Source organism: Mesorhizobium sp. U510 (assembly GCF_059180695.1).
Map to the genome: position 1 here is coordinate 4,868,673 of NZ_CP180532.1, position 24,562 is coordinate 4,893,234.

28 protein-coding genes and 1 tRNA gene are annotated in these 24,562 nt (G+C 60.3%); 12 read left to right on the forward strand and 17 right to left on the reverse strand.

Going from position 1 to position 24,562, the window contains the following annotated elements; all coding sequences use genetic code 11:
* Positions 1-18 precede the first annotated feature (18 nt).
* Positions 19-93, forward strand: a tRNA-Glu gene (locus tag ACLGL5_RS25335).
* Positions 94-481: 388 nt separating this feature from the next.
* Here the strand turns inward: ACLGL5_RS25335 and ACLGL5_RS25340 are convergent.
* Entirely contained in the window at positions 482-853 is a 372-nt protein-coding gene (locus ACLGL5_RS25340) for a YybH family protein (protein ID WP_245307154.1), read from the reverse strand.
* A gap of 1,142 nt (positions 854-1,995) precedes the next feature.
* Between ACLGL5_RS25340 and ACLGL5_RS25345 the strand changes: the two genes are divergently transcribed.
* Both ACLGL5_RS25345 and ACLGL5_RS25350 read left to right on the forward strand, forming a co-directional pair.
* Positions 1,996-2,169, forward strand: coding sequence for a hypothetical protein (locus tag ACLGL5_RS25345; RefSeq protein ID WP_171903293.1), 174 nt, complete (start codon positions 1,996-1,998; stop codon positions 2,167-2,169).
* 74 nt (positions 2,170-2,243) lie between these two features.
* Positions 2,244-2,780: a DnaJ domain-containing protein gene (locus ACLGL5_RS25350; protein WP_019858477.1), complete on the forward strand. Its 537-nt coding sequence runs from the start codon at positions 2,244-2,246 to the stop codon at positions 2,778-2,780.
* Positions 2,781-2,811: 31 nt separating this feature from the next.
* On the opposite strand, the gene ACLGL5_RS25355 is transcribed toward ACLGL5_RS25350, so the two are convergent.
* The 8 genes from ACLGL5_RS25355 to ACLGL5_RS25390 form a co-directional block, all read right to left on the reverse strand.
* On the reverse strand, positions 2,812-3,165 hold the full coding sequence (locus tag ACLGL5_RS25355) for a TadE family protein (RefSeq protein WP_223217723.1): 354 nt from the start codon (positions 3,163-3,165) through the stop codon (positions 2,812-2,814).
* A gap of 166 nt (positions 3,166-3,331) precedes the next feature.
* Positions 3,332-3,772: a TadE/TadG family type IV pilus assembly protein gene (locus ACLGL5_RS25360; protein WP_069092283.1), complete on the reverse strand. Its 441-nt coding sequence runs from the start codon at positions 3,770-3,772 to the stop codon at positions 3,332-3,334.
* Between the two features lie 6 nt (positions 3,773-3,778).
* Entirely contained in the window at positions 3,779-5,005 is a 1,227-nt protein-coding gene (locus ACLGL5_RS25365) for a pilus assembly protein TadG-related protein (RefSeq protein WP_069092284.1), read from the reverse strand.
* Positions 5,006-5,195: 190 nt separating this feature from the next.
* Positions 5,196-5,372 carry a hypothetical protein gene (locus ACLGL5_RS25370; RefSeq protein WP_155249097.1) on the reverse strand — a complete coding sequence of 59 codons (177 nt, stop codon included), beginning with the start codon at positions 5,370-5,372 and terminating at the stop codon, positions 5,196-5,198.
* 217 nt (positions 5,373-5,589) lie between these two features.
* Complete coding sequence (locus ACLGL5_RS25375) at positions 5,590-5,853, reverse strand: DUF6074 family protein (protein ID WP_038647194.1); 264 nt, start codon at positions 5,851-5,853, stop codon at positions 5,590-5,592.
* Positions 5,854-6,063: 210 nt separating this feature from the next.
* Positions 6,064-6,360: a DUF982 domain-containing protein gene (locus tag ACLGL5_RS25380; protein ID WP_038647195.1), complete on the reverse strand. Its 297-nt coding sequence runs from the start codon at positions 6,358-6,360 to the stop codon at positions 6,064-6,066.
* A gap of 183 nt (positions 6,361-6,543) precedes the next feature.
* Positions 6,544-6,819 (reverse strand): hypothetical protein, encoded by a 276-nt coding sequence (locus ACLGL5_RS25385; RefSeq protein WP_019858483.1) that lies wholly within the window; start codon positions 6,817-6,819, stop codon positions 6,544-6,546.
* A 74-nt stretch (positions 6,820-6,893) separates the two neighbouring features.
* Entirely contained in the window at positions 6,894-7,223 is a 330-nt protein-coding gene (locus ACLGL5_RS25390; RefSeq protein ID WP_141700941.1) for a hypothetical protein, read from the reverse strand.
* 285 nt (positions 7,224-7,508) lie between these two features.
* On the opposite strand from ACLGL5_RS25390, the gene map reads away from it, so the two are divergent.
* The 3 genes from map (at position 7,509) to ACLGL5_RS25405 (ending at position 10,454) form a co-directional block, all read left to right on the forward strand.
* Positions 7,509-8,336, forward strand: coding sequence for a type I methionyl aminopeptidase (gene map, locus ACLGL5_RS25395; protein WP_019858485.1), 828 nt, complete (start codon positions 7,509-7,511; stop codon positions 8,334-8,336).
* Positions 8,337-8,393: 57 nt separating this feature from the next.
* On the forward strand, positions 8,394-9,053 hold the full coding sequence (locus ACLGL5_RS25400; protein ID WP_019858487.1) for a JAB domain-containing protein: 660 nt from the start codon (positions 8,394-8,396) through the stop codon (positions 9,051-9,053).
* 147 nt (positions 9,054-9,200) lie between these two features.
* On the forward strand, positions 9,201-10,454 hold the full coding sequence (locus ACLGL5_RS25405) for a tyrosine-type recombinase/integrase (RefSeq protein ID WP_069092286.1): 1,254 nt from the start codon (positions 9,201-9,203) through the stop codon (positions 10,452-10,454).
* Positions 10,455-10,506: 52 nt separating this feature from the next.
* On the opposite strand, the gene ACLGL5_RS25410 is transcribed toward ACLGL5_RS25405, so the two are convergent.
* Positions 10,507-11,097 carry a hypothetical protein gene (locus tag ACLGL5_RS25410; RefSeq protein WP_196232820.1) on the reverse strand — a complete coding sequence of 197 codons (591 nt, stop codon included), beginning with the start codon at positions 11,095-11,097 and terminating at the stop codon, positions 10,507-10,509.
* A gap of 91 nt (positions 11,098-11,188) precedes the next feature.
* On the opposite strand from ACLGL5_RS25410, the gene ACLGL5_RS25415 reads away from it, so the two are divergent.
* Positions 11,189-11,440: a helix-turn-helix domain-containing protein gene (locus ACLGL5_RS25415; RefSeq protein ID WP_010909788.1), complete on the forward strand. Its 252-nt coding sequence runs from the start codon at positions 11,189-11,191 to the stop codon at positions 11,438-11,440.
* Positions 11,441-11,605: 165 nt separating this feature from the next.
* Here the strand turns inward: ACLGL5_RS25415 and ACLGL5_RS25420 are convergent, their stop codons facing one another.
* Entirely contained in the window at positions 11,606-12,067 is a 462-nt protein-coding gene (locus tag ACLGL5_RS25420) for a cupin domain-containing protein (RefSeq protein WP_027046903.1), read from the reverse strand.
* Positions 12,068-12,193: 126 nt separating this feature from the next.
* Between ACLGL5_RS25420 and ACLGL5_RS25425 the strand changes: the two genes are divergently transcribed.
* The gene (locus ACLGL5_RS25425) at positions 12,194-13,747 is read left to right on the forward strand and encodes a winged helix-turn-helix domain-containing tetratricopeptide repeat protein (protein ID WP_019858492.1); all 1,554 of its coding nucleotides are present in this window, start codon (positions 12,194-12,196) and stop codon (positions 13,745-13,747) included.
* 72 nt (positions 13,748-13,819) lie between these two features.
* On the opposite strand, the gene ACLGL5_RS25430 is transcribed toward ACLGL5_RS25425, so the two are convergent.
* From ACLGL5_RS25430 to ACLGL5_RS25440, 3 genes are all read right to left on the reverse strand, one after another.
* Positions 13,820-15,004 (reverse strand): MFS transporter, encoded by a 1,185-nt coding sequence (locus tag ACLGL5_RS25430; RefSeq protein WP_019858493.1) that lies wholly within the window; start codon positions 15,002-15,004, stop codon positions 13,820-13,822.
* Between the two features lie 21 nt (positions 15,005-15,025).
* Positions 15,026-15,790 carry an FAD-binding oxidoreductase gene (locus tag ACLGL5_RS25435; protein WP_494372790.1) on the reverse strand — a complete coding sequence of 255 codons (765 nt, stop codon included), beginning with the start codon at positions 15,788-15,790 and terminating at the stop codon, positions 15,026-15,028.
* Between the two features lie 122 nt (positions 15,791-15,912).
* Positions 15,913-16,419, reverse strand: a complete 507-nt coding sequence (locus ACLGL5_RS25440; protein ID WP_245307157.1) for an FAD-binding oxidoreductase — start codon at positions 16,417-16,419, stop codon at positions 15,913-15,915.
* Positions 16,420-16,527: 108 nt separating this feature from the next.
* Here ACLGL5_RS25440 and ACLGL5_RS25445 point away from each other — a divergent pair, with 108 nt between their 5' ends.
* Entirely contained in the window at positions 16,528-17,433 is a 906-nt protein-coding gene (locus ACLGL5_RS25445) for a LysR substrate-binding domain-containing protein (RefSeq protein ID WP_019858496.1), read from the forward strand.
* Between the two features lie 550 nt (positions 17,434-17,983).
* Here the strand turns inward: ACLGL5_RS25445 and ACLGL5_RS25450 are convergent.
* Together ACLGL5_RS25450 and traA are read right to left on the reverse strand one after the other, a co-directional pair.
* Positions 17,984-18,199, reverse strand: coding sequence for a helix-turn-helix transcriptional regulator (locus tag ACLGL5_RS25450; RefSeq protein ID WP_044547753.1), 216 nt, complete (start codon positions 18,197-18,199; stop codon positions 17,984-17,986).
* A 115-nt stretch (positions 18,200-18,314) separates the two neighbouring features.
* Complete coding sequence (traA, locus tag ACLGL5_RS25455) at positions 18,315-21,362, reverse strand: Ti-type conjugative transfer relaxase TraA (RefSeq protein ID WP_069092287.1); 3,048 nt, start codon at positions 21,360-21,362, stop codon at positions 18,315-18,317.
* A 172-nt stretch (positions 21,363-21,534) separates the two neighbouring features.
* Here traA and ACLGL5_RS25460 point away from each other — a divergent pair, with 172 nt between their 5' ends.
* Positions 21,535-21,861 (forward strand): conjugal transfer protein TraD, encoded by a 327-nt coding sequence (locus tag ACLGL5_RS25460; protein ID WP_069092288.1) that lies wholly within the window; start codon positions 21,535-21,537, stop codon positions 21,859-21,861.
* Position 21,862: 1 nt separating this feature from the next.
* Positions 21,863-22,087 (forward strand): conjugal transfer protein TraD, encoded by a 225-nt coding sequence (locus tag ACLGL5_RS25465; RefSeq protein ID WP_069092289.1) that lies wholly within the window; start codon positions 21,863-21,865, stop codon positions 22,085-22,087.
* Between the two features lie 25 nt (positions 22,088-22,112).
* Here the strand turns inward: ACLGL5_RS25465 and ACLGL5_RS25470 are convergent, their stop codons facing one another.
* The gene (locus ACLGL5_RS25470) at positions 22,113-22,559 is read right to left on the reverse strand and encodes a hypothetical protein (RefSeq protein WP_141700942.1); all 447 of its coding nucleotides are present in this window, start codon (positions 22,557-22,559) and stop codon (positions 22,113-22,115) included.
* A 487-nt stretch (positions 22,560-23,046) separates the two neighbouring features.
* Between ACLGL5_RS25470 and ACLGL5_RS25475 the strand changes: the two genes are divergently transcribed.
* The gene (locus ACLGL5_RS25475; RefSeq protein WP_245307159.1) at positions 23,047-23,235 is read left to right on the forward strand and encodes a Y4lK-related protein; all 189 of its coding nucleotides are present in this window, start codon (positions 23,047-23,049) and stop codon (positions 23,233-23,235) included.
* The last annotated feature ends 1,327 nt before the right edge of the window (positions 23,236-24,562 follow it).

Sequence of the window (24,562 nt, forward strand, 5' to 3'; positions counted from 1 at the left end):
AAGCCGCTTCGTCTGAGCGCGCCCATCGTCTAGCGGTTAGGACACCGCCCTTTCACGGCGGTAACAGGGGTTCGATTCCCCTTGGGCGTACCAGACTTTTCAAACACTTGGCGACCTCCCCGTCCTTACTGTCCAATTTTTGGCCAATATCGCCCGGAGCCGGCCGATTCCAAGGAATCGGTCAAAATGGCAAAGCAAACAATTTCGCGTGCAGGGTGGACGCCACCCACGCCGAATCCGGCATGTCCGAATGCGGCGGACTTTCAGAGACTCGCCATTCCATCACCGGACCTATCGCCGTCTGCGCCGAGCCCTTTAGCGCTTCTTCGGCTTCGGGGTGATCTCCTCGACCCGAGCCCTCGCGCGCCATCCTGAAGCATCGCCTACTCCAGCACCTGGGCTTCACCTTCATCCTCTGTAGTCAGGATAGTGCACCAGTGCGCCCTGTCGAAGACGCTGGCGATCTAGGCCGGCTTGTCGGTCATTGGCCGGGATCGGTGCTGTTGAGACTGCACATGCGGATCAACCAGCCTCCGCCAGCAGCCTGTCGCTCAAAGACGCTGAGTGAAGTTCCATTTCCGGTGGCCTCACCCTCCGAATAGGCCGCCAGAGACCATGCCAGGTGCCCGGAAGTCCCCGCCTCCATAATGGCTAGTGTTTTGTCGGGGATGGCGTGTTGAGTCCAGACGCCATGCAGCGCCTCTATCGCCGCGCGGCCGCGAGCCGGCGGCGCATAGGGGGAATGCAATTCCGCATCAGGTGTGAATACCGCTGCGCAACCGGCAGCATCCCCATCTCGATAGGCCGCAACGTAGATATCCCAAAGCTCCTGCAGTTCGTCGCGGATCGACATCATCTCCTCCCGGCTGTTCCTTCATTCGTACGCTGCAATTATATTAGCATTAGCACATATATTGACCAGCCGGCGTCGCTGTTGCTCACAAAACAGCCCGTCGGTCAGGCCCGGCGTCCTATTCACATCCCAATCTATAGGGTGCCGGGCCGCACTGCCGTGGAACCCTGGGCGCCTGTTGGCCTACACAGCCGAAGGCGCATCGTGTGTCCTTTGGAGCGCTCGGAAGTGCTCGCTGCTTGGGCGATATCAGCGGCTTCATGATGCTCTTGCGGAGTGCCTTCCGCTGCCATCAGAAAGCGCTCGACTTCAGCCTGCGATAGCTGCTTGGAAGGGATGGTTCTGGCCATTGGCGATCGCCGTTTTGAGGGGTCGCCGCAACGATAGATTATGTTCCTCGACAGGATCGAGCGCGCAAGATTCGAATGGCCGGCCGCGAGTTCATTTGCATTTTAGCTAATTGAATGTGAGATGGTCATGAAATTCCGAGCGGGGGCTCATGACTACAGACATTTTTCTGACCGCTGTCGCGGCATTCTCGATACTCGTTCCGCTGTACTTTATCCTTAGGTGAGGCGTTAAGCCGCCTAGTTGGCGTCACGAGCGAGCGTTTCCCGCTGGCGCTGTCCTACGCGGCAGAGGCTTCCCGCGCGTCCTGGCGCCCGCCCGCCTATGGCCAGTCGCTGTGTCTCCGGTTGCACCCTGCAATCTGCTTGAACGCAGAAACCTCGCCGCTCCATTTGCGAAGCGGCGAGGCCTGCCCCAACCTCGCCCCAATTGCCGGTCCCAACAGCCGGCTATGCTGACAATGCAATTGTTGTGCCAGCGACAATTGATCCATTACGGGACAGAAGAAGGACCGGTCGCCGCAAGTTACGCGGCCGCATCGTCCGGCCCGCTCGGACGCCTCCCGCTGCGCGCCAGAGTGGTCAATGCGCGCTCCTCCGCGGCGAGGCGGTAGCGCAGCACTGCCGCCTCCTGCTCCTGCTCCCGCTCCCGCTCCCGCTCCCGCTCCACGCTAGAGCCGCCCCTTCCCTGAGTCCCAGAGTAACCGCATCAACCATCTTATTAGCATGCGCTTGTGTTCCTCATAAAGCCGGATCATTATCCAAACCATCAGGTCGCTGAAGGGGTAGAGCGCCATGGAACTGAGCAGCTATGATCCGAGCGGGAGCTTTTTTGCATCACCCGCCTTCCTTAACCTCACGGCTGTTTTCATCATTCTGGCCGCCTTCGACGTTGCGCGGCTGATTGCAATGTCACGCGCGGATTCTCTCGATCGGCTTCAGTTCGCGCCAATCCAAGCCGCAAGTTGAGGACCGTTGTTTCTTGGCTTCAGCGGTCATGCTCTCGACGGTGTGCGCAATAGCGATGTTGTGGGGGCGCCATCTTGTTCGTTGACTACTACGAACTCCTGGAAATCAGCCCGAACGCCAACTCGGAAACGATAGAACGGGTATTCCGCTATTTTGCCATGCGCTACCATCCTGACAATCAGGACACCGGCGATGAATCACGGTTCAGCGAAATCCTGGAAGCCCACAATGTTCTCAAAGACCCTGTCAAGCGCGCGCGGTATGACATTCAGCACAAGGACCATTTGAATCTGCGAACGGAGTTGATTGGGGAAGCCAGCAACAACACAACCATCGAACGTGATGTGGCCATTCAGGCAAAATTGCTCTCCCTGCTCTACGTCAAACGCCGACAAGACGTAAACAATCCCGGCATTGGCGATACAGAAATCGAACGTTTGTCAGGCTGTCCACGAGAACATCTTGAGTTTCATCTCTGGTACCTGAAAGCGAAGGGCTGGATTGGAAGGATCGAGAACGGAACCTTCGCGATCACCGTGGAAGGCATCGATCGCGCCAATTCCGAACATCGCCGTGACACCACCATAAGACTGCTGGACCATGCCGGCTGAAACGCGGAAGCTCGCGTCAGCGCCGTATTGACTAACCGCCGACCAGCGGCACGGTAACAGTGGTGGCGTAGTTGATCGGAAAGGTGTCGAGGTAAGGAAAATCGACGACGAAGGCATAGGTGGCGGTCAGATGCGCCATGCGGAAACCGCCGCTTGCCGGGTCGATAGCGATCGTCACGTTCACATCCTTCAAACCCAAGGCCTGCAATTTCTGCGTGGCGATCGATTGGATGTCGGCCTGGGTCAGCGTGTTCTGAAGCTGCAGCGAGCGCGATGATGTCTCCAGCGTATAGCGAACGCTGGACACCGAATGCATCGACCAGCCCAGGGCGAAGATCCCGAACAGCAATATGATGAGGAACGGTGCGATCAGCGCGAACTCCAACCCGGATCCGCCTGATCGATCTCGCCGGAAGGCGCTTTGCCTGGCGCAATTCCAGGAAAAGTGTGAGCCGGTTGTCCGGGGAAAAGCGCGCAGCGCTGTCCCCAAGGAATCGCGACAAAACAAAGAGCTAGGGCGTTTCGCCATTTCCGCGAAGCGGTGAGACGTCCTAGCGAACACGGATCACCTCCAGATGGCCGATGACGCTGGAAGCGGAAAAGACGCCGAAGGTGAAGGGCGGCGTCCAGGTGGCCGATGCCTGGATCTGAACATAGACCGACGGCACCTTTGGTCCGCTGCACAGCGTGGAGGCGTCGACCACGGTCGTCCCGCACATATAGATCCGGCTTAGCGTGACCTGGCCGTCCGCCGGCCGTTTCTCCCAGCTCGAAATGGCAACGGCTTGCGTCGCCGTATCATTCGTCGACCCTTCCATGATCAGGTTCGCGGCGGTCTTGACGCCGGCACGCATCGACAGCGAGTTCGTCACATAGGACCAGCCGTCGATGATACCGAGCAGCGCCGCGCACAGGAAGGGCAGGACCATGGCGAACTCGACCGCGGCAACGCCAGAACGGTCGCCAAGGATCGGCTTTGATCGGCGTTCCACGGGAGGCTACTCGACCAGTGCCACGGACTGCGCGGCCGGAATGTCGCGCATTCCGAGGCTGGTGCAATCCTGATTGATGGTTGAACTGCCTGACCATTGTATCGTATCGGCGACGACTTGGGTGCAGCCGCCGTTGCCCGAGAAATTGCCGAGATAGCTGATCTGCTGTCTTGGGAAGTAGATGGCCCCAGTCAGCAGCGAGTCGGCTGTACCGTTGAACGTGCTGGATGCACTGCTGCCGGCCCTGTCGCCATAAAAGAGAACGCCTGAATAGGCGCCCGAAGTCGGCGCACTGAGCTGCACGGAGGCGTTGCCATTCATGCTGACCGTCGAGCTGCCTGACATGAAGATAGTCACCCCGCTGCCGGTGACGGAAGCGTTGGCGTTTATCTTCAGATTGCCCTGAACGACATAGACGCCCGGCTGGAGGGTAACGCTACCGCTAAGGCTGAGTCCGCTGCAGTAGGTGCCGGGCTTCAATGTCGACTTGTTGGCATTCTGGCAAGGGTTCGAGGCGGCCGGGGTCGGCAGGTCGGCGAATGGATCGGCGACAGGCAGCGCCTGGGTGATCGGGGCCGGGCAGACGGTCGTAACCGGATTGCTGAGAGAAACGCCGCCCGCCGATATCAGGCAATCGACCTGCAGTGCTGCCGAGCCCTGGAGCTTGATGGCGTCCGAAGCGTTCGAATTGGACATCACCACGCAGCCGGTGACCTTTACGCTGGTATTGCCGGAAAACAGCACAGCTTGCGAGGCGGTCGCATCGAGCGCGGTCATGCAGGACTTCGAGGCGTCGGTGATGAGGGCCACCGCCCTCGCCTGCTCGGGCACCTGACCTTGTGTGAAGATCGAGGTGAACATCCGGTTGAGGTTCTGAGCGACGATGACCTCGACCGCCTTCTTCGCCGTATTCGGCCCGGACGCCGGCGGCGTATTGACCACGATCGTGCCCGAGCCCAGCCCGTTTGTCGCTGCCGATTGCGTCGCGGCCGCGATGATCGTCGGCTTGTCGGAACCCGAGATCTGTTCAAGCGCGCCGGCATAGGCCGCGGCATCGGCCGTCGCCTGTAGTCTCAGGCTGTTGTAATACCAGTAGGAGGTCTCCACGCCAAAGCCGGCCGCGCCGACGACGATCGGCAGGGTGAGGGCGAAGATGGTGGCAACATTCGCCCGTGTGCTCCGGCCTATACCGGTCGCCATGATCCGAATTCGGGCGAAGCAATTGAAAGTCATAACTTAAATTAGAAAACATGCATATATGAAGGAACGGCTAAAAAGTTCGGTTCATTTTTGATGAGGGCTTCGATTGACAGTGGGCCGTCGGCTGATCGGTGCACGCAGAGGTCGCGATACGCAAGAAACTCACGCGGCGCTGGAACGTCAGCACTGTGCGGCACCTTCCGCCTGGGCAAAAGCCTTCGAACTACATGTTGCTGGCAGGACGAATCGGAGGCGGTGGGCGATGCGCGGGCTTTTGCCGCGATTTAAGGGGAATATCCGCCAAGGATGCGCGAATCGGCTTGATGGACAGCGATAGGGCATTGCCACGGCGCTTCAGCAGCCCGGCTGAAATCTTGGCAACGAGGTCTCGTATTTCCATGGGCGCTCCTCCCGAGCAGCCCCCGCCACCTTATTATTAGCAACGAAGCGAATCCTCCGCATTTAACTTTGATGTATCGAGGTCACGCGATGTCGCTTCGATGTCAGCCTCATCGAACACCATCTCCGCCCGTTGACGGTGACCGCGTCCTCAGCCACCCCTGCCCCCTGGACAACGAAGGCGTAGGCAGGTGCTGCCTGGAAGGAAATATCTTCTTTTAGGCGGAAAGAACTGGAGCCGACTCAGTCGCTAGTCCAGCCGAAAGCTCTCTCTGTACGGCCAGGAAAAACCTCCGCACTTCATCACTGGCGGTTGCTCTGTCCCTGCCCGACCCGACAACCAGGTCGAGCAACTCGGCTGCTTTAGCCCTCCAGAACGAGGCTGCAGGCTCGCCATGCAGATTGTCTAGCTTGGCTGCAACTTCCCTGATCAAGAACAGCTGACGGTCGATCGGGAATGCACGGACTTTTTCTGGGGACATCTTCCAAACCTGAACTGACGCAACGAATCAACCATTGCTGAACAAGCAATGGCGTAGCCGCCAAGGTGGAAACGGAAGCTTAACGCCGCTGTCGATGCATCACCGTGCGAGGAAATGCAGATGATGATCCAGGCACGAGATCACCACGCACACTCAAGCCAACTTGGTCGAGAAAACGGAGTTGGTCGATCGGAACAGGCGAAGCACCCCTCAGGCCCGCAGCAGGCTTGCCTCGCCGCCACGCTTGCGCGGCGCCATCATGTCGCTGGCCATCAGTCCGGTGACACGGCAGAACGCCATGAACGCCCGGCAGGCATCCTCGGTCTTGACCACGTCCACCGTGGCGCCGAAGCAGGCATTGAAGGCTTTCTGATACACCGGTCCCTGCCGGCGCGCCGGCCAGTCCTGGAGGAAATCCAGCGCCTGCTCGACGCTGTAAATCTCCTCGACGGGCAAGCCGGGGCCTTGCGCAATGCGCACCGGCACCTCGAATTGCAATCTATCCATCGGCAATCTCCCGAACTGGCGTCGCCCAGGCAACGCCGTTCGTCGTCAAAAGTTGCTTTGCCCGCTCAGTGCCACGCAAATGTGTCGTGACTGCGGAAACGGCCGTTTTTTGCTTGCAGACAGGCCGAGGAAAGTCCTGCCGGGCACCAGCCGGTCCGGCAGAACTTTCACTCGACGGCGCCGCTATTGATTGGCCGGGTCGGTCTCTGCATCGAAAGCCATGCGCACCACCGTCAAGAGAACATAGGCCGACGGCAAGGCGAACAGGGCACCAAGGATGAGCGCCCCGGTTCCTGACAGATAGAGCGTCTCGGCGACCGCCCAATAGACGGTTCCGATACAAATGAAGGCCTGAACGGACAGAAAGGAAGCAGCCGAGGCCGCACGTGTCAGGCTTTTGAATGTCTTGATACGTTGTTGCATTGCAATGATCCGGAAATGGCGCGCCACGCCACCCATGCGCGGCTGAAGGCCGCCGCACGGGTCGCGACGCGAATGGCTTGGAATGGGATGAACGTGCGGTCCTGGACCGCTCAAGCCTGCGTGGAGGGCGGCGCACGCGGCTGATTGGTGCTCGCGCAGAGCGCGGACACCATGCCGGATCCGGCAACGGGTGCGGCCGGGGAAATCCGGTCCAAATAAAGGAAAACAGCTTGCGGAGCCGGCAAGGTCGGATGGAAGCCGGCGAACTTGGCCAGCACCGGCCGGGCTGTGCGAACCTCCAGCGCCTGCGCCTTGTTGGTGACACGCTGCAGCGCCGCGACCTCGCCCGACCGTTCCAGGCCAACGCTGGCGCCGGTCTGGGCCGGGTCCGCGAAAGTGGGAACATCGGGCCTGCCGAGGCACAGCATCGTCAGCAGCACCAAGCCCATCAGACATGAGCAGGCTGCCGTCAGCGAAGCTTCAAGCGATCTGGCACGCTTGGGTAATGGACGCGATCTCCAAAACATATATCCGCCCTAGCGCAGGATGGCCGGAAAGGAAAGCAACCGTGCAAAACCGATAGAAATTGCACCAACGAGACGAATATCCAGCCAGCCAAGGCCGCATCAGCCAGTTCTTCCTTGAACCTTTTGCCCTCAAGTGCCAAATCTGGCGGGATATTCACGCCAGCACTCCCGCAGCGCCCACCTTTCTATACGGACAAAATGGTCACCTATCTCGACGCCGCCACGGCCCCTCTCAGAAACACCGGCCAGATCCGCCTCTATGGCGAGGAGGGTTTTGCCGGCATGCGCAAGGCATGTGACCTCACCGCCCGTTGCCTGGACGCGCTGGTGCCGATGGTCGCGCCCGGCGTCACCACGGACGCCATCGACCGTTTCGTCTTCGAGTTCGGCATGGATCACGGCGCGCTGCCGGCGACGCTCAACTACCGCGGCTACACGAAATCGTCCTGCACCTCGATCAACCACGTCGTCTGTCACGGCATTCCCGACAACAAGCCGCTGAAGGATGGCGACATCGTCAACATCGACGTCACCTACATTCTCGATGGCTGGCATGGTGATTCCTCGCGCATGTATCCGGTCGGCACCATCAAGCGCGCGGCCGAACGCCTGCTCGAGGTCACCCATGAATGCCTGATGCGCGGGATCGCCGCCGTCAGGCCTGGTGCCCGCACCGGCGCCATCGGCGCCGCCATCCAGACTTTTGCCGAGGCGGAGCGCTGCTCGGTGGTGCGAGACTTCTGCGGCCATGGCGTCGGACAGCTCTTCCACGACGCCCCCAACATCCTGCACTATGGCAGCGCCAATGAAGGCGTCGAGATGCGGCCCGGCATGATCTTCACCATCGAGCCAATGATCAATCTCGGCCGGCCGCATGTGAAGGTGCTGTCGGATGGCTGGACGGCGGTGACGCGGGACCGTTCGCTGTCGGCACAGTATGAGCACACGATCGGTGTGACCGACACGGGCTGCGAGATTTTCACGCTCTCGCCCAACAACCTCGACCGGCCCGGCCTGCCGGCCTGATATTTTAATACGTCGGGCGGCCGCCTTGCCCGACTGATTGGCTGGATGCGGGGGCTGATGGGGAAGGCCAGCGACGACGACGAGCGGAGTTTCTTCTCCGAAGTGCCGGTTCGGCCCGCCGCGACGGCGAAGCCCGCTCCAGCTGAAAAGCCTGGATATCTTGGCCACCGCGACCGTTTGCGCGAGCGCTTTGCCTCGGCGGGTCCAGACGCCTTGCCCGATTATGAACTTCTGGAGCTCTTGCTCTTCCGGCTGATCCCGCGCGCCGACACCAAACCGGCCGCCAAGGCATTGCTGGCGCGCTTCGGCACGCTGGCTGAAGTGCTTGGCGCGCCCGTCAACCTGCTGCAGGAGGTCAAGGGCATCGGCCCGGCGGTGGCGTTCGACCTGAAGGTTGTCGCTGCGACGGCGCAACGCATGGCGCATGGCGAAGTGCATGGCCGCGAAGTCCTTTCGTCCTGGACGCAGCTTCTCGCCTATTGCCGCTCGGCCATGGCCTTCGAGGCGCGCGAGCAGTTCCGTATCCTATTCCTCGACAAGAAGAACGCATTGATCGCCGACGAGGTGCAGCAGACCGGCACAGTCGACCACACGCCCGTCTATCCCAGGGAAGTGGTCAAGCGCGCGCTCGAACTGTCGGCCACCGCGATCATCCTAGTGCACAACCATCCCACTCGCCTCATTTTGATCACGCACAATCACGCTTTAGCACATTGATACATATCGCTTTTTCGACTTGTCGCAGAGTCGGATATCGTGGCATATTGGGGTCGGTTTTAGGGGGATCGAAGGCCCGTTTGGACCCAACCACAGACCCCTACTACCCGTCAGCCGATCCCACTCGAAAGCCTACGGGAGACCCCAGTGCCAAGCCTTACCGATGGAGAGATTCGCCGCGCTTTGAAGCAGGTCGAGGAGACCGGAAAGCAGCAGAACCTTGTCGATGGCGAGGGTCACGGAACAGGCCGCCTCGTTCTCGTGATAAAGCCAATGCCGACCCGCGTAACGGCGGACTGGATGGCCCAGCAATGGCGAGACCAAAAGCGCCTCAGAAAAAAGTTCGGCTCGTATCCGTCAATGGGCCTCAGCCAGGCTCGCGGGATTTTCAGACGCGATTTCGCCGACATGATCCAGAAGGGACGCAGCATCAAGATTGCAGGCGACACGCGACCCGGCACGGTCGCCGATCTGTTTGAGGCTTACGTCGCGTCACTCAAGGCAGATGGAAAACCGTCCTGGAAGGAGGCCGAAAAGGGGTTGAACAAGATCGCCGATTCGCTCGGTCGCAACCGCCCTGCCCGTGACATCGAGCCCGATGAGATCAGGGACATCATTCGACCGATCTATCAGCGAGGCAAACGGTCCATGGCCGATCATGTTCGCAGCTATATTCGATCGGCCTACAGTTGGGGGCTGAAATCCGAGCACGACTACCGCTCGACCTCTGTCCGTCGCTTTCGTCTCATCTACAATCCGGCTGCTGGTATTCCGACAGAACCAAAAAACGTTGGAACGCGTTGGTTGGACGAAGAGGAATTTGTCCGTCTCTATCGCTGGCTCGAATATCCCGATGCGCCGGTACATCCCCCTTACACGCGTGCAGTAAGAATTCTTATGCTGACCGGCCAACGCGTCGAGGAGATTGCTCGGCTACACGTCGATCAATGGGATGCCGCTGAGTGCATCATCGACTGGTCCAAGACCAAGAATGGAAAGCCTCACGCCATCCCCGTGCCCAAGATCGCGGCCGAGCTTATCGGGTCGATCAAGCCGAATGAATTTGGTTGGTTTTTCCCATCCGCAACCGACCCGTCCAAGCCTGTCAGTCATGGAACGCTCTATTCGTTCATGTGGCGACAGCGCGATCGCAAGGTCATTCCCGTCGTGACAAACCGCGATCTCCGGCGAACCTGGAAGACGCTTGCCGGCAAGGCAGGTCTCTCGAAAGAGATCCGAGACCGATTGCAGAACCACACTCTGCAGGACGTCAGTTCCAAGAGCTACGATCGCTGGAATTACATGCCGGAAAAGCGTGCTGCCATGGCCCAGTGGGACAAGTTTGTCCGCGAACTCGTGACGAAGAAGAAGCGTAAAGTCGCCCTTAAGGAAGCTGCATGAGCTAGCGACTGCCTTTTTTGGCGTTTGAGACGGGACAGGGCCGACTTGATTTCTAAAATTCAGCCGGTTTTGGAAGAACGGATGTTTCCGCGAACGATTTCGCAGTTTGGCGTATATGTTCCGCAGCCTGTTCCGCCTCGACTGAGTCTACGAGTTGGGCTGCTTGCTGTAGATGCCTCGTTATATCAGCGCGAGTGGTGAAGCGGTCCAACTCGCACGGCTGCAAATCGCCCGCGACAGCTTTCAGATCGCGCAATACGGAAGCGATGTGTGGCCAAGGGAAATCGGTCGGATCGCCGATGTCACGGTCCGCTCCGACGATCACCTCCAACTTGGCTAAGATGCCAGCTAACGACACAGCTGGAACCTCTGGAAGCGCATCTTGAAGTTTGAGCGCTTCGGTCATGGCTAAGACTTCGGCCTCCCGAGCAACAGCGTACTGAACGCCATCCGGTGCGATCACTGGCATGGGCTGCTTTTTCATTTCGCCTCTGGTCAATGGCTGAATTCCGGTATTGCAGATAATTCTCGTCTCCAACCGCTGCTGGACCCTGCAAAGCACCAGAGATGTATGTTGGGCACGATGCCATGCGGCCCACAGGGCGAGTGCTGGGTCATGTTTCATTGCTGCTGATTGCGCCATCTTGGATCCCTCCAATTCGACATGGCTGGGTCGTATCTGAATTTAAGATAACTGGAAATCAGATATAATTGAAGCCCTCATCTGGAACTGGATGAGGCCGGTGGTGAAAACGCTCGGAACGCTGCGCCACAAGTCATTGATCACGATGCTGATTGCAAAGCGTGAGGCTAGCGGGCTGACACAGACCGAGCTCGCCGAAAAGCTCGGCGAATATCAGTCGTTTGTCGCTCGACTCGAAAGCGGCCAACGCCGCGTCGACGTAGTCGAATTCATCGATCTGGCGAAAATCCTGGGGTTCGACCCTTCTTCAGCCATCAAGAGATTGGCAGCAGAACCAGACTGAATCTAGCTGAGACCGTCCCAACCGCTTGCGAGCGCGCCACACAACAGCGCCGTAGCGAGCAAGCGGCGGCTTTGCGCCTATGTCGGCCGTAGAGATCAGTTTCGTCTAGTGCTGAAAGCAGACGGCGACAGCACCGGTGGCCGGAATTGCACCGGAACGAACGGGCTATGCGCTTGTCTTGAGTGTGGAGAGCTGATCGGTATCGTAACGGTCCCGCAAGGTGGCAAGCGCCTTCGGATCCGGTGAGCCGTGTGCAGCCAGCTTGGCAAGCTCTTCGAAATAGTGCTCATGCCCAGGCGGAGAGACTGTCATCAGGACCCGCGCCGGCTTCTCGCTGACATTGGTGATATTGTGCGGCACCCCCGGTGGAATGAACAGGAAAGTACCTGGGGTCGCATGGATCGCCTTGTCACCAACCTGCCAGACGCATTCGCCGTCAAGCACGTAGAAGGTTTCCTCCTGCACGCGATGTACATGGAGGCCGGTGGCGAACCCGGCCGGGATCGTCCAGTCGAACATGCTCGTGTGTTTCGTATCCTCGCCGGTGACGAGGAACACCATCGGGTGGCCACGCAGCATGACCCCCTTGTTATCGTCGGGCATGCGAATGACGGGAGCGACGCTCATCTGATCCTCCATTGGCTCAGTGCTACTTCCGAAAGCACGGGCGCAAGATGCGCTCCCCGTTTCGGCGAGTCGTGAAGCCGTTCCGAAATCGTTGCGAAAAATTCGCAAACGGTATCTTCTTCGGGAATGCCGACAAGCCTTGCGTTTGGCCCATTTCGCCTCGACACCGATACCGGGATTCTATTCCACGGCGTCGAGCCGGCGCCACTCGGCCAGCGGGCGGTCGCGCTGCTTGCTCTGCTTGTGGAGCGGGCGGGCGCGCCGGTTCCCAAGGAAGCTCTGATCGAGGCGGCGTGGCCCAGACAGGCAATTGAGGACAGCAACCTGACGGTCCAGATAGCGGCAGTACGGCGGCTCTTTGAGGAACTGGCTGGCGGCGCATGCTGGATCGAAACGCTGCCGCGACGCGGCTATCGTTATGTCGGGCCGGCGGTCACAGGCGCAAGCCGGGATTCGACAGTCGGGGGTGCGCCAACGGCAACGCTGACATTGCCGGACAAACCCTCGGTCGCGGTTTTGCCGTTCTCGAACCTGAGCGGCGATTCGGAGCAGGATTACTTCGCCGACGGGATGGTTGACGATATCATCACGGGCCTGGCGCGCATCAACTGGCTGCTCGTCATCGCACGAAATTCCACTTTCACCTACAAGGGCCGCGCCGTGGACGTGAAGCAGGTCGGCCGCGAGCTTGGCGTGCGGTATGTACTCGAAGGCAGCGTGCGAAGAGCCGGCGGCCACGTGCGCGTGACCGGCCAGATGATCGATGCATCGACCGGCGCTCATGTATGGGCCGAGCGGTATGACCGCAGCTCCGCCGATATCTTCGCGCTTCAGGATGAGATAGCCATATCGGCTGTCGGCGCAATCGCACCGAGGCTGCGGCGTGCCGAAATCGACAGGGTAAAGCGCAGGCGTCCCGATAGCCTAGATGCTTATGACCTTGTGCTTCGGGCCCAGCTCGACGTTGATTCCGGAATGCCTGAGCGGGTGATGCGAGCACTTGTACTGCTCGAACGTGCCATCGAACTCGATCCGGCCTATGCGCTGGCGCACGGCAACGCTGCGATGTGCCACCATTGCCTCTTCCTCCGCGCTGGCTTGCAGGAAGCCGACCGTGCCGCTTCGATCCGCTATGCCCGCTCCGCCATCCTTCACGGGCAGGACGATGCGTTCGCGCTGACTCTCGCGGGATTTTCCATCGGTATGGATGGACATGACCGCAATGCTGCTTTTACTGCATTGGAAGCCGCGCTTGCGATCAGTCCTTCGTCCGCCCTGACCTACATTCTGGGCAGCGTCATTCTCGGGTGGAGCGGAGAAGCAGAGCGAGCCATCGAGTGGAGCGAACGGGGCATGCGGCTAAGCCCTTTTGACCCTTGGGCCTTCGCCGCTTTCGATGCGCAGGCGATGAGTCATTTTCTGCGCGGCCGCTATGACGAAGCCTGTCGCGCCGCTTACAAGTCCGTTCAGGCCAATCCCGCACACAGCATCACCTATGTGCAACTGGCCGCTGCCCTTGCCAAACTCGGCCGGTTGGAAGAAGCGAGGGCAGCTGCCGCGCGGGTGCTCGAACTGCAACCTACGTTCCGTTACGGCCGCCAGTTTGCGGGCGTGAACTGTGCTCCAGCGCTGGCGGAATGCCTTGGCAATGCGCTGCGTGCTGCTGGACTGCCAGAGTAGTGCCATAGAATCGGTCAGACCGGGAGCCGGGACAACCGTGCTGATGGCGCGGTACCGGCGGTCTCAGCACGACTATCCGCCTTGCCTGGATGGAGCCACCATCGGCTGTGGGAGGCGGCTGATCCTGTGGAATGACCAAAGAAGGAGAGGGCAAATGAGGAGCGCGGCAGCGCCGAAATCGAGCGCAGCGGCCGCGGTGCCGGCCCAGGTTGCAAGTTTGCCGCCGATCGCCGGCGCAGCCAGCATGCCGGCATAGTAGACGGTGTAGAACACTCCCATCCCGATCGAGCGCGTCTTCTGATTGAGCACCCGTGTGGGCAAGCTTACAATCGCGCCGGCAGGCAAGCCGCACACGATCCCCATGGCAATGACGAGGGGCAGCGCCGGTCCGTTTCGCGACAGAAGCAGCACCAGGAATGCAAAGCCTGAACAGCCCATAGCTAGAACCGCGCCGCTGCGTTTGGTGCGATCGGCCAGGAAGCCACCCACGGGGACCGAAAGCGTGGCCAGCCAAAGCACGACGCTGATCGTCGATCCCGCCGCGGCGTTTGACCACCCGCGCTCGACGAGCATCGACGGACCGAAGCTGAAGACCATTGCGAAGCCGACATTGTAGAGGCACCAGATTAGGCCGACGGCGATGAGGGCATAGGTTGTCCCGGCCGAAATGCCAGAGCGCTCGACGCCACCGGCGGGCGATACCTCCGGGGCGCGATAGATGAAGATCATCAGGCCGATGCCGACGATGACCAGAACCGAAACGGCAATGCCCACGGCGGTCACCCCGAATGTCGTTCCGATTGCCGGCAGCAGCACGAGCGCGATAGCAATGCCCGCTGGCCACGAGTTGATGTAGATGGCCATGGCTGTTGCGATTTCCCGGCCGGCAAACCAGTCGGCGACCATCTTGGTCATCAGGACGTTCAGGAGAACGCCGCCGGTGCCGCTTATCAATCGGCCGGCGATCTGCAGGTCCCAGAACGGCGATGCCGCCATCAGCATTTCACCCGCCAGCATCATCAGGAGGCCGGCGAGAACGGTCGCCTTGTCGCCATAGCGCCGGCCGATGGTCGCGCCAGGCAGGGCCAATGCGACTCCCGGTGCAAGATAGAGGCCGATTAGAATGCCGATGTCGGCCAGGCTCGCACCGACGCTATCGCTGATAAGAGGCGCGACGGCGCCGACGCTCTGAAACTGAAACGCCATTGCGGCGCGGGCGACAAACAGGACAGCGAGGATCGTCCAGCGGCTGCGCACGGTTCCCCCTGATATTCCGAACTATTCGGGCCTAATATTCTGGTTCAGTCGGAAGAAATTGGTCGGGTCGTATTGCTTCTTGATCGCGGCGAGGCGTGCATAATTGCCACCGTAAGCATCACGCACGCGCCCGTCACCCTCATCACCAAGATTGTTGGCATAGACACCGCCGGTGGAGAATGGCCTGACCGCATTCCACAGGTCGCGCGCCCAGCGGATGTTTACCTCATCATCGACCGGGTCGTCCCAGATCGCGATCGGGAAGCAGTCAAGGGCCGCATCGCGATTGGCGTAGGGCGAGTGTGATGCGGGCACGCGAGCGATCGCGCCGCCGACCTGCTGGAAAACCAACAGGGAGGAGCGATTGGGAGCCTTTGCGTAAGCGTCGAGCAGGGCCTCGATCGCGCCATCGCTGATCTCGCGCATGAACTGCGCTTTCCAGTAATAGCGTCGCCCGCGTGGAAAGAGGCTGTCGCCCGCCGATTGGATCTGAAGATAAGGAATGGCTTGAAGGCGGCTGTCGATCGGGGATCCGAATTTCATCAGCGGCGCGATGACTGGTTCGCCCGCTTCGGGCGACCCGACATAGCAAGCCGATATGCTGAAGGCACGCTCGCCCGAGGGCAGCGTGACGAGAGCGGCATCGACGCTCACCTCGTCCGGGGCGTCGCGGGAGAATTTGTCGTAAAACCGCATGGCCTCGCGCGCATGGTTGTAATCGTGAAGCACCGAGCCCACGAGAAGCGCCGGGCCGACCGGGTGCAGCCGGTATTCGAACGCCGTCACGATGCCGAAATTGCCGCCGCCGCCTCGCAAGGCCCAGAACAGGTCGGGATGCTCGCTGGCGCTTGCCCGCAACAGCCGTCCCTCGGCGGTGACGATTTCAGCCGCGATCAAATTATCGCAGCTCAGTCCGTGCTTTCGCCCGAGCTTGCCAAAGCCACCACCGAAGTCAGGCCTACAATACCGGTGTCGCCGTTCACGCCCATGGTTGTCGCGAGGCCGTGCGCCTGTGTGGCTGCGTCGAACTCGCCGAGGGTCAGGCCGGCTTCGGCCCTGGCGATGCGGCGCTCGGGATCGACGATGATTTTCTTCATGCGGGACAGATCGATCACCATCCCATCGTCACAAACCGACAGGCCGGCGACGTTATGGCCGCCGCTGCGAACGGCCACGAGGCAGCTTTGCGACCTGGCATAGGTCACGGCACGCACGACGTCATCGGGATTGGCGCAAAAGACGATTGCGGCAGGGTGTTTGTCGATCGCCCCGTTCCAGACCCTGCGCGCCTGGTCGTAGGTAGCGTCCGTCGGCAACACCAGTTCGCCCCTTAAGCCTCGCCGTAGCTGTTCAATCGCCGCACTCGGAGAATGAGATCGGCCCAATAGCGCCTCGGTCTGTCGTGGAATCTCCATCGATATCGCCCTCGGTTCTGGCAGGACCATGGTCTCACAGAGACGCAACCCTCTGCAAAAGCGAAATACTTAGCTGCTAGATGAGAGGAATTCATCTACACTGCCGGCATGAGAAACTACCCGCCTCTCCGCGCTTTGCACGCCTTCGAGGCCGCCGCTCGGCACGGCAGCTTCAAGGCCGCAGCGGCGGAACTCGGCGTGACGCCGACAGCGATCAGCCACCAAGTCCGCTTGTTGGAAGAGATATGCGATCGCAAGCTGTTCCAGCGCCGACCGCGCCCGCTGGTGCTGACGAGCGCGGGAGCGCGACTGTTTCCCATCCTCCGCAACGGCTTTGATCTTCTCTCCGGCTCCCTTGCCGCGGTCGCCGAGCCGGATTTTCAAGCGCCATTGCGGGTGACAAGCCCAAACGCTTTCGCGAGTCGATGGCTGGTGCCTCGATTGCCGAAATGGCGAGAGGCCAACCCGGCCGTACCACTGGATATCATCGGCACGGACGCAGTCCTCGATCTACGCGCCGGCGCCGCAGATGTGGCGATCCGCTACACACGTCGCCCGCCTGTGGGCTTTGCCATGCAGGAGATATGTCGCGATTCCTTCTTTCCCATTTGCAGTCCCCGACTATTGGCAAGCGACGGGCGAACGATCGAGCGTGCTGCTGATCTCCTGCGTTATCCCTTGATCCATTTTGACTGGATGAACCGGGATCCGGACGCTCCCACCTGGACCCGGTGGCTAGCAACGGCCCGCTCGATCGATCCAGACCTAATCCCGCACAAAGCTTGGGATTTGAGCTTCCGCGAGGAACTGCATGCGATCGATGCGGTGGTCGCCGGGCAAGGCATTGCGATCTGTAGTGACGTCGTGGTTGGCCGTGAACTGGAAAACGGCTCGCTCGTCAAAGCGCATCAATTATCCTTGCCGGGCTACAGTTTTTATATTGTTTGGATGCCCCACAGTCCGAGATCCGCGGTGATAGAGTCCTTCCTGGCGTGGATGAGGACCGTATTGTGAGACTGTCGAGCCTGGGATGTGCCGCGCACGGTTTGTGATCTGACGCAGCGAGCAGCATCCATCATCGCCTCAAGGGCCGAGGCCGGGCGGGCGGCTATGCCTAAATTGGGAGAAGGAGATGGTGAAAAGGCCGCCGTGATTTCAGCAATTTCGATTTGCGTTCCGAATGTCATTTCAGAGTGGCTATAGCTTAGAGTTCTCATCATCACGCGAGACGCCCGCCGGAGCCAGATTTCCTGGTGGCGAGCGCCACCACGGAGCGAATGAAGAGCCAGAATAAGACTCGCGATGGCCACCTGCCATGACCACTTCCCAGGCGAACGAATTCTAAAAACTCGTCAGCTTCTGGCGTGACGCTAATTCGAATTCGGCAAAGACTAAGTCTACCGTCATCGTAGGTTCCTTTGGGCAGTATCCCGTCCGGTCGAACAGTCCGCTGTCAACATTCTGCGCACCAAAGCCGCCGGTCCGCTGTCGGCCCTTCCCAGTCATTGAACCTGCCCCAGAGAAAAGTGTTCAACATTGACAGCAACGTGCCACTCCATCGCCACTAGTCGCTGTTTTTTCGTGATGCGCTGGTGTGCCATGAGACTGGATCGTCAATCCATCGATTGACATCGGATTCCCGCCAGCCCGCCCCGTTGATGCTTATCTTGATCTGAGCGGGGAACGTGCCTTCGGCGATCTTGCGATAGATGGTCGAGCGGGACAGACCGGTTCGGGCAAGGACGGTACTGAGACGCACAATACGATCTGACTCGGGCATAGCTTGCCTGCTTCAAAGTGGTTGTTGCTAGACACGACGAACCGAATGCTGGACGCAATCAGGTTTGTCGCTTCAGCCGCCTGCGGCGTGAAAACGGCGGCAAATCGGAAGGGTGTCAGAGCCCAAGGCCCCGCCCCTTGCCGACGCCATGGCTGAATGCCAGTTCCGCACCAAGGCGCCGGCCGGAATCGATCTTGATGCCAAGCTCGCGTTTGCGGTTTGCAAGTAGGGATTCAAGTTGAGGGTCGCGTTCGAGGCTCTTGGCCATGTCGGACATGGCCGACCGCGTAGACTTGTAGCCCGACATGTCGCCGGCCTGATATTGCTCACGTCCGGTCCGATCGAGCTTTTGCCAGCGTTCGACGAAACGGTCGGCGCGGCGGCCGGGATCGTTGTCCATCCCGGTGCGGATTTCGGTTTCGAGCTGGAGAGCAAGCACAACGCGGCTGACGCGGCCAGCCCCCGCCTCGCGGACAAGCTCGGGATTCTTCACATAAGCCGCTTCGGCATCGCGCCAGCCATACGGCCGCACCTTCTCGAAAGCGCTACGGGCATCCCTCAATTCGCGCGTCTGCTCAGGACTGCCCTGCCCGTCCGCATTTGCGTTGTGCGACATCGCGTCGAGCGCGCGCGCGTGACGCACCAGCGCCTTGGTGCGAGCGCTGCGCAACGCTGCATCCGAATCCACCGAAGCATCCCCCTCACGCTGCGCAGCCCTGGCGGCCGCTTCCCTTCCAGGTGCGGCGACGACATCGCCGCGCTGCGTTCCACCGCCCCCCCTTTCCGGCCCTTGCCCACGCTCTTGTCCGGGCTCCGCCTCTGAAGGTGGGCGCAACCCGTCCAGCAGCTCGCCGATCCGGTCGCGCAGCTTCTCCGGAACGATCCGGCGCACGATCTCGACCAGACGCTCGCGGAACGTGATGCCGCGCCGCTCGGCATAGCTTTGCGCCGGGTCGACTTGCTCGTAATCCGACGCCATGTCCTTGGCGCGGTCCCGTGACAGCGTTCGGTCCAGCCGCTCCCGCGTGCTGAAGTCGTCGCCGCCATAATGCAGGTCCATCGTTTCTCGATGCCGGGACAGTGCGACGTAGCTGCCATGTGCATCCATGCCCGGCGTGGCGAGCACATGGGTGCGGTCGACAGTCATGCCCTGCGCCTTGTGAATGGTAGCGGCATAGCCGTGGTCGATATGCGCGTAGTCTTTCAGGTCGATCTGCACCGACCTGCCGTCATCGGAGCGCACGGTCATGCGCTGTTTGCTGACTTCCTCCACGATCCCAAGCGTGCCGTTCTTGACGCCAAGCCCGCGCTCGTTGCGCAAGAACATGACCCGGTCGCCGCTGGCGAAGTTTCTTTGGCCGCGTTCGACATTCACCTGAACTTCGTCGCCGAGATCACCGGCAGCGCGCATACGCTCGCGCGCTGCCTGGTTGAGCGCGCGCACCTCGTCGTTTGTGTGGGTGAGGATGATCCGGCTTGCCTCTGGATGCGTCTGCCTGTCGCGATCCCAGCGCTCGACGAGTTCACCTCGCGCTTCGTCGCGCGTTGCAGCCTGATGCACCATGTCTCGCGCGTCGTAGGCGCTGATGGCGGCACCGATCCTGCCGGTCGCCAGATCGCGCGTGGCATCGCGCTGCCAGTCCTGGCGCTGCCGACGCACCTGACCGATTTCGACGCCGCCGTGTCGCTCGTGCATGGAGCGGAATGCAGCACCCGCTTCGATTGCCTGCAACTGCTGTGGATCGCCGACCAACACAACCTTTGCACCGACGTCCGCCGCATGAGAGAGCACGCGCTCCAACTGGCGCGTGCCGACCATGCCGGCCTCGTCGATCACCAGGACATCGCGCGTGGTGAGAAGATCGCGGCCCTGTCCCCAGCTGTGCTCCATACTGGCGATGGTGCGTGACGAGATGCCTGATCCGCTCTCAAGATTCTCGGCCGCAATGCCGGAGAGTGCCGCGCCTCGAACCTCGTAGCCCGCCGCTGCCCAGGCCTGGCGCGCAACGCCCAGCATGGCGCTCTTGCCCGTTCCGGCAAAGCCGACAATGACACCAAGACCGCGACCGTCGGTGATGTGCGCAAGCGCATCGCTTTGCTCGCCCGAAAGGACAAGCCCGCGTTCCGCAGCCCGCGCCAGCGCTGCCTCGCGAACCACGTCACTCACCGCGTGGCGCTCGTCCAAATCCATGCGTTCCGCAGCGCGGTGAAGGCGCTGTTCGGTGTCGATCATCTGTCGGGTGGTGAAGCGGTCTTCGCCGCGTCCGTCCTTGCCGAGTTCGACCAGATCGGGTGCGTTGCCGATGGCTGCCACCACCTCGTTGAACTGCTCCATTCCGTCGCTGTGTCGGTGCGCAAACTTCGCGATGTCCTTTCGGGTGAAAGTCGATTGCTGATGCGTGATGGCATCGAGCGCCACGGATGGATCGGCAATGATGCGCGCGCCATTGTTGCGCGCAATCTCGCGATGCAGTTCGGCGCGATCTGCTTCAATGTCGCCATCAACAACACCACTGCCCTCAATGCGCTGGGCTGGCGCACCAATCTGCGTTTGCGGCTCCAGGGCAATGCCTTGCGCTTCCAGACTGCGGTGATCGATGCGCGCGTCGATGTCGAGTTCGGCCAAACGTTCATTGGCCAGCTCCGCCCACCGCTCGCGCCAGCGTTCGACCAGCTGGGTAGCATTCCAGTCTCGAACCTTGGCACCAAAACCATTCTCGTCCACGAACCGCATGGTGAGCATGACATGAGCATGCGGCTTGGGACTGCCATCCTCCGCCCTGTCCCAGTGCACATTGAGATCGGCCACCATGCCCTTGCCGACAAACTCAGCCTGAACAAAGTCGCGCGCCAGTTCGATGCCTTGCGCCTGGCTGAGTTCACGCGGCAGCGCAAACTCGACCTCGCGGGCAAGCTGCGCATCCTTGCGGACCTCGAACGCCTCGACATCGTTCCACAGCCTCTCGCGGTCGCTCCAGGCTTCGGGTGCGTTCTCCGGCAGCATCACCTCGGAATGGACGACACCGCGCTTGGCCGAGAAGTCATGGCTGCGTTCGATGCGCTCGTCGCGCAGTCGCGAGGCAGAGCGGTAGGCTGCCGACGCTACAGCACTGCTCCCAGCCTTGCGGCCAATGACTTTGACATGAAGATGATAGATCGCCATCGCGACCAGATCATTTGCACGGCAAAGTGTACGTCGGCACGACGTATAAGCGCGCCCTCCCTCGAAAAATTCTCGGGATGGACCAGCCCGTCCCGGGCTGTCTCGGCAACACAGAAGCCTTCCGGCGGACGCTCAACTATCATCCAGAGATCGACAATCAATGGAGACAGCCATGCGTAAACCACGGGACTTCGACACGGAACTAAAGGCGCTGGAAGAAAAAGCGCGGGAACTCAAAACGAGAAAGGTGCAGCAGCTTGGCGAGCTGGTGATCGCCACCGGCGCCGATCAACTCAGCACCGAGGAACTGGCCGGCGCACTGGTAGCAATTGCCGAGACGAAAGACACCTCGAAGCGTGAGGCATGGGCCAAGCGTGGAGTAATGTTTTTCGAGAGCAGGTTCCGGCGAACTGCTCCGGCATCTCAGCGCAACACACGCGGCGCTCCAGCGCAACCAGGCAGCGCACAATCGCCGGCAAGCGGCACAGGCTCGCAATGATATGCGGAGTTGGCAGGTCGAGCGACGCCAGCGCACCCGACATCTGATCGAACTCGGCGGGCTCGTCGTCAAGGCAGGCATTGTTGAGCTCACCAATGACGATCGCGCTACCATCTATGGCGCGATGCTCTGGATCGCAGCTAAGCTGCAGAGCCATGAAGGCGAGCAAGCACAACGATTATGGACTGCGGAGGGAAGGCAGGCGTTCGATGCGGAAATGCCCTAGCGGAACGCTGAATGGAGCGTCGACGTCAATTGTCTGCGAGAAATACGGATAAATGGAAGACCACGAATCTCGACCGAATTTCAAGATGACGTTGCGAGATGCTCAACGCCGCTGCCTTCCCGCCCCGCCAGTTTGACGATTTCGGCGAATCTGCCCTCGTCGACCTGTCCGGCCATGCAGACTCCGTCGGTATGCCATCTAGGCCGCGACATCTCGTCAAATTCAGGTCCTGCAGCCGCTCGGCCAGCCTGCGATTGGAACCGAGATAGGCGTCTTCAAACTGTCTTACGACATAGGGCGGGAACCCGAACGGCGGCCCTGGCAGATGTCGTTGAAGAGCCAAAAGCGCTTCTGACATCGGCGGCAGACCTCGCTCGTTGAGCATTCTCGCAACCTCGGTCATTTCGGCGTTAAGGCTCCGGTTGGTATGAATTTCCTGCACCTGATCGATCGTGTCGATGCTAATGCCCAACCTCATCTTGAACGCACTCAGCAGCGAACGGGGCTGTAGTTTATCATCCGCATGTCTGCATCGGGGAATGCGCCGGCCCAGCTTTCGTAGAGACAATTCCAGTCAAGATAGGGAAAATATGCGGCACCCGTTACAATATCGCTGCGACCGAGCGATTTGACATCCTAAGCATAGCCGCTAGCTGCCAGGATGTCCTGCCGCCTCAGGACACAAACTATCATGACAACGTCCACACCCTCTTTCTTGAAATAATCAGCTACGTGCGGCGGATTGCAGATATGAAAGAATTCTGACGATTCGACGCCCCCGCCTAATTGACTTATCCCTACGCAAGCCGGCTCTGCGTTTGGTGAAGACTTGCCTGAGGAGATGATTTGCAATGGCCCGCACCAAAAGGCTCATGACAGCAAGCGAGAGATCCCGGCTTTCGTAGACCAGGGCAATTAGGGCTGGCTGCGATATCTGCGCCATCGGCGATAAGGGCTACGTGCTCGGTGACGTCGAGAAGATGGTAGCGGCAGCGGATGATCTCGTACGCATTGGCGAAGAGTTTGGCGATCGCGATTTCTGGCTGCCCGAGATCGTTGCCCACCTGAAATCGCGTGGCCGACACATCGATCCGGAATCGCCAATCGAGACATGGTACGGCCACCGCGGGAATCAGAAGCTACAGTAGCGAGATCGGCTTCCGCGATCACGCCATTATCTCACCAATCTACCCTGTTAGTTCTGCGTTGCGGACTTGTCGATCCGCCAGGCCGGCACCAAATCGGGGTTAGACTCTCCAACCGAGTAGGTGTCGGCCAACCAACGGTCTCCAATGTGATGCTTTAGCGCATCTTCGGCTTTGGCGTGATCTCCTCGACCCGCACTTTGTCGCCGATCTTCTGGCCGTATCGAGCGCCTTCTGTTTGTCCTTGGTGGTCAGCACAGTCATCGAAGCTTCTCGAAGACGCTGACAACGTAGGTTGTGGGCGACTTTGTCGGCCAACATCGTTACCCGGGAGTTTGAAGATCGGCGCTCCAATAGAAATGGCCCGGCACGCGTCAAAAGTCGGGTGGACATTGGCATGCCGGGCCATTTGCGGGTGAGCTTGGATCAGGGTTCCTGCCCCGCAATGTCTAGATTATAAAGCATATTAGTGATTGCTCAACTGAGACTGAAGTCCCTGCCGGCCGCTGGAGGTGCACACCCCATTCCAACGAAGAACGGCGCTTCGTCCCCCGGTGATAATGCTTTCGCGTGTCCGTTTGGAGAGATTCTCTCCCAGCTGTCCTTCATTCGCAGGGTTCGTTCAGACTAGCGGATCGCTAATAGCCTTCTTAGCCGGCAGCCGGCATATTTTCCGAGCTGACGGCGAGGCCCGGTGTCCCCTCTGCGCGGAGGGTGCCGGGCCGCCTGCGATGTGCCGCACATCTTGGCCGTGTTAGTCAGGAACGCGTGTAAGGATTACTGGGCACCGTATGCGGCCGTCCGCCAGCGGAGCGTGAAGGCCCGCCAGCCAATTTCCGGCCGCGCGCTTGTTGTAGTTCATGATCAAGCTGCCTCCGGCGGGCGGGGCAGCGGCGCCATATTTCCATCCAACTATGGAGTGCGGCGGACCTGATGGTTTCGTCTAACCGCCGCACTGTAAGCCGGTGGCCAGGTCAACCGGCCCTAAAGGCCAGTTGTTATAATCCACGGGTTGGTGTCATATCCCAACCGTGGCTTTTCCGGCTTTGTTCCGTCCGGAAATTTGGCTGTTCCGGTCAAGCTGCAGTCAAGCGCTGGCCTCGGCTTCTTGCTCGAATGTTTGGTAGAGCATAGGGCCATAGCATCACCGACCGCCACCTTCTTCTCCTTGGCAAAGGCGACACCAGTCGCAGCGATCGCGAGTGCCGCGCAAACTATAACCACTCTCATCGTCCTTCCCCACGGTTGCGCATCCCCAAGAAGGAGTGACGTAACGTCACTTTTTATATTAGCGCAAGCGAATATTGATGGCCGTTTTCACGACAGAAGT